Source organism: Spiroplasma sp. Moj, assembly GCF_016082285.1.
Classification (GTDB): Bacteria; Bacillota_I; Bacilli_A; order Mycoplasmatales; family Mycoplasmataceae; genus Spiroplasma; species Spiroplasma phoeniceum.
The window spans coordinates 1-4,518 of the sequence record NZ_MQTY02000084.1; the positions used below are offsets into that span (position 1 = coordinate 1).

A 4,518-nucleotide genomic window follows, 5' to 3' on the forward strand; every position below is an offset into this window, starting at 1 on the left:
CTAGGTCAGAGTGAAATTTAAAAAAAAAAAACATGATAAAGAAAATATTGTATATTCTTACAAATATTTATCTTTAATCAATAACTTTTGCTTTGAAGAAATTAAAACTAAAGTGCTTATTATTTTTTCAAAATTTATAATATCATATAAATATTTATTTTTTAATTTGTATATTTTATTTGACTTGAGCTTTTTACTTTCATTAGTGGCAACTTCATCTAGGGAATAATAAGAGCTAAAAGATTCAACTAACTCAACATACGTATATACAAACATCATTATTAATAATACTATTATTTTAATTCAAAAAATGTTTTTAATTAAATGCGCTACAGAGTTTAAGACAAAAGCTGCAATAAAACTATATTTAAAAAAATANATAAANAAAATAAAATAAAATAAAATAAAATAAATAAATAAATATGAAACTATGTACATATGTATGAAATATTTGAAAATTAGTCTTTTTACTCTTTGTTTATTCAAATTAATAATACTTATATAAAGAGAACATATATAACAGATTTTAAAGATATAAGATTAAAAATATATTAATAATAAAAAACTTATAAACTTCAAAATAATTTATTATCATATTTTTAATTTTTCCCAATATTANTNTTTGNTNNNCTTAAAAAATTTAAAATTATTACAGAAAAATATCGTAATCATAGAAAACGATTTAGTTTAAGATTTAATTTAATTGCTTCAATTTATAAACTTTGCAATTATTATAGATAGCATAGAAGATGTATTTAAAATTAAATAATTTAAATAAAAAAGTCATTTTTCGTTGTAGGAAAATATTAAATTTTTAAATAAAAGACATAATTAATTAAAATTATAATTTGCTATTAGTATCTTTTTAAAAATATTTACAATTATTTTAATAGGTTATGCAAGAAGTCTATTNTATAATAAAATTAATAATATATAACAGACAGAATGGAAGTCAGAAATATGATGAAATACCAAATTAAAGCAAAATTAAATTTAGGTATTACTAACCAAAATTATCAAAGTATTGATAATCTTTTTATTCGTTATAGTAATCCTTTTACTAATTTATTCATTGATCATCAAAATGAAATTTTTGTTTTAGAACAAATTAAAAATGCCGATTTAACATTACCAATTGTAGATTATGGCTATGATGGTGATCATTTCTTTTTGGTTACACCATACTACCCAACTTTACAATCACTTAGTACGGTTAAACTTACAAACCAAGTCTTAAACCAAGTTGCTACAATAATTAAACAATTATGAGAAACTAAAATTAATCCAAATAATCAAATTAAAACATTTAATCCTAAGCAATTTTTAATAACATTAAAAACAGCAATTTGTAAACAATTGGTAAATTTAGCTCCATATGAAGAGAAACTTGATTATTTAAAATTGCAACCAACAGAACTTGTTTTATGCCATAATGACTTAAATCATGGTAATTTAGTTTTTTTAAACCAAAAGCTTTATTTAATTGATTTTGAATATGCTATGCTAAATGATAAATTCTTTGATCTTGCTTCATTTGCTTCTGAAACATTAACAACAAAAGCTGAACGAACTTATTGATTTAATCTTTTTAATTTAACATCACAACAACAAAAAAAAGTAGTAGCATGAATGTATTACCAAAACATTCTATGAATTTACTGAGCTAATTACATGTATGAACAGACAAAACAAAAAATTTTTTTAACAATTATTGATTTAAAATTAACTAATTTACAAAAAAATAATTAAGGTTCTTTCTTTGTTACCGATGAATCAACTGGTGAATTATTGTTTTCTTTTTTATTAATAACTGGAGGCTCTGATTGTTTCTTACTTTTTTTTATTTGAAAATATCCACGAAGATTACGCATTCATACGGTCATAAATGTACCAACAAAAATAGCAATTAAGAGAAAAAGAAATGATACTAAGCAACGATATAAAATCTTATCTCATCCTCATCAATATCCAGTTAAATAAATTCCATATAACATTCAAGATAATGCAATAGTATAGGTAAACTGGTCAGCTTGATGAAAATGAAAATAAAACCCTAAACAAGTTAATAAAAAAACACTAAAAACCATTGTTAAATTAAAACCAATTCCAATGCCAACATCATAATGGTAGGCAAAACTTAAGTCAGGCGAAGTTAAAAAAAACAATAACAAAAATGGTCCTACAGCTTCAATGATTAAAAATAGAAGACTTTTTCAAAATGCTGTGCGTGAAGCATGAAATTCTAAATCATGTTGCATTTCTGATGGTAAATGTTCTCAATTACTAGTAGACTTTTTTTTATTATCATTTTTAATGACTTTCATAACAATCACTAACTCCTCTTTTGCATCTTGTCTTTTTATTTTAACATAAAAAAATTGTTAAACTAACAATTAATATCATGGAGCAGGTGAAGGGAATCGAACCCTCACAGTCAGCTTGGAAGGCTGAAGTTCTACCATTAAACTACACCTGCATTTTAACTTTAAATTTTATCCTAAACTACAGTAATATATATACCACTGTCTTAACATAATGTCAATTTTTTTTAAATAAAATAAATGGTACCCGAGACCGGACTTGAACCGGTACAGTTGTAAAACCGACGGATTTTAAGTCCGTTGCGTCTACCTATTCCGCCACTCGGGCATATATTTTTTATAAATGGTCTCCTGTAAAGGACTTGAACCTTTGACCCACTGGTTAAAAGCCAGTTGCTCTACCGACTGAGCTAACAAGAGACAATGGCTGGGCTAGCTGGATTTGAACCAGCGCATGAAGGAGTCAAAGTCCTTTGCCTTACCGCTTGGCTATAGCCCAAAATATACATAAAGATGGTGGAGGGGGAGGGATTCGAACCCCCGAACCCGAAGGAGCTGAGTTACAGTCAGATGTGTTTGGCCACTTCACTACCCCTCCAAAGAATGGTGCTGGCTAGAAGAATCGAACTCCCAACCTACTGATTACAAGTCAGTTGCTCTACCTATTGAGCTAAGCCAGCAGGAATCATTAATGGTCGGGTGTAACGGACTTGAACCGCTGACCACCTGCTTGTAAGGCAGGCTCTCTCCCAACTGACCTAACACCCGATGACACAATATAAGTATTGTGTTGAAACCTTTTTAATTTTATATAAAACAATAATTTTTGTCAATTAAAATATTATTAATTTTATTTTTTTAAGAAGATTATATTATCTAAAATCACTAATAAAAATGGATTTTAATATTATAAAATCCATTTTAAAAATCTTATTAATAACGACGTTGCATATGGTCAGATGCTTTATATTGTGAAATGTTAATCATATAACCATCTTCACGACGTCATAATCCTTTAATTACTTTTGTAATTAGATAAATCATAAAGATTGTTCCAATTAATGTTGTAGTAAAATTTAAAATATTAGCGAAAATTGCTAGTCCATTTTGTCCTTTTTGGAAGATACGGCCAAATGCTTCAATTAGTTTTAATAACGCCGTAATAATTTGGATCACTAACATTATTGTTACTAAAATAGTATAAACAGTTGAAACGAAACGTAATCATTTTCCATAAGAAGTTTCAGCCATCATATTAGCAAAAACTTTATTACTATAAAAGCCAGGGACAAAAATTAAACTTAAAACACTAACAACAACTAAAACTCCCATCATAATGGCAAAATTTTGTTTTGAGTCTCTAACTCAAGTTTTATCTGTTGCCTTGTTATAAAAAATCATAATTGCAACAATACTAGCAAGAGCTGATACTAATCAAGCAGTCCCTAAATAACGAACAATAACAACGCGAGCATTTTTTGTTGCTTTAACATCAGTATCTGGTAATCATGTTAATGCAAATGGTGCAAAAAAACCACCAATTGATAACGATAATACCGCTAAACTTCATTTGTTTGCACATAATTCGGCATCAGTACTGCTAATTGCATAACGAATCAATCCAATATTACAAATTATTGTTGTGAAAAATGAAAAAATCGCTACTAGTAAAAGTACAACTTTAACACTTGTTAAATCAGCATATGAATTCATTAATCAAGTATTTGCAGCGTTGATATCACCAGGAAAAGTCCCATTGTTATATCGGCCTAAGTAATAAAAGTAAGCCCCTCCTGCTATTGCCATTCCCGCAATACCCACAATACTTGATAACACAATTCAAAATCTAGTAAAACCAAAATTTCTTGTCATCATTTGTATAATCACTATTTCTTTCTACAATTACATAGTTAATTATATGCTGGTTTTAATATGATTACAAGATATTTTTTTATTCTTTTTGTGAAAATCATATACATTTTAGACCACTGATTTAGTTTTTAAATTATAATGGAGATTAAAATGAAAAAGTATATGGTAACAAGCATTCCAACTGAAAATGAATTATATTCATTACAACGAAAAATAAAAAAATGATATTTACAACAAAAACTTACAAAAGAAATAAATTATATTTATCAAAATGTCATTAATTATTTTAATTTATGTCAGAAATACTATTTATATGAAAATTCAC

At 26.7% G+C, this 4,518-nt stretch carries 3 protein-coding genes, 7 tRNA genes and 2 pseudogenes; 3 read left to right on the plus strand and 9 right to left on the minus strand.

All coding sequences use genetic code 4. The annotated features are described in order from the left end of the window. Positions 1-630 precede the first annotated feature (630 nt). Positions 631-741 (plus strand): annotated as a pseudogene (locus BST80_RS04180) (IS5/IS1182 family transposase); the annotation flags it as partial. Between the two features lie 219 nt (positions 742-960). Then, positions 961-1,749 (plus strand): phosphotransferase, encoded by a 789-nt coding sequence (locus BST80_RS04185; protein ID WP_415746103.1) that lies wholly within the window; start codon positions 961-963, stop codon positions 1,747-1,749. Here BST80_RS04185 and BST80_RS04190 read toward each other — a convergent pair. From BST80_RS04190 to BST80_RS04230, 9 genes are all read right to left on the minus strand, one after another. After that, complete coding sequence (locus tag BST80_RS04190) at positions 1,746-2,324, minus strand: DxFTY motif-containing membrane protein (protein WP_415746104.1); 579 nt, start codon at positions 2,322-2,324, stop codon at positions 1,746-1,748. The two genes, BST80_RS04185 and BST80_RS04190, sit on opposite strands and share 4 nt — an antisense overlap. Positions 2,325-2,402: 78 nt before the next feature. Further along, positions 2,403-2,476 (minus strand) — tRNA-Gly (locus tag BST80_RS04195). A gap of 86 nt (positions 2,477-2,562) precedes the next feature. After that, positions 2,563-2,649 (minus strand) — tRNA-Leu (locus BST80_RS04200). 16 nt (positions 2,650-2,665) lie between these two features. After that, a tRNA-Lys gene (locus tag BST80_RS04205) sits at positions 2,666-2,741 on the minus strand. A gap of 4 nt (positions 2,742-2,745) precedes the next feature. Further along, a tRNA-Gln gene (locus BST80_RS04210) sits at positions 2,746-2,820 on the minus strand. 15 nt (positions 2,821-2,835) lie between these two features. Then, a tRNA-Tyr gene (locus BST80_RS04215) sits at positions 2,836-2,919 on the minus strand. A 6-nt stretch (positions 2,920-2,925) separates the two neighbouring features. Next, positions 2,926-3,001, minus strand: a tRNA-Thr gene (locus BST80_RS04220). A 12-nt stretch (positions 3,002-3,013) separates the two neighbouring features. Then, positions 3,014-3,089, minus strand: a tRNA-Val gene (locus BST80_RS04225). Between the two features lie 165 nt (positions 3,090-3,254). Beyond that, positions 3,255-4,196, minus strand: a complete 942-nt coding sequence (locus BST80_RS04230; RefSeq protein ID WP_415746105.1) for a hypothetical protein — start codon at positions 4,194-4,196, stop codon at positions 3,255-3,257. A gap of 135 nt (positions 4,197-4,331) precedes the next feature. Here BST80_RS04230 and BST80_RS04235 point away from each other — a divergent pair. Continuing rightward, a pseudogene (locus tag BST80_RS04235) lies at positions 4,332-4,518 on the plus strand (hypothetical protein); the annotation flags it as partial.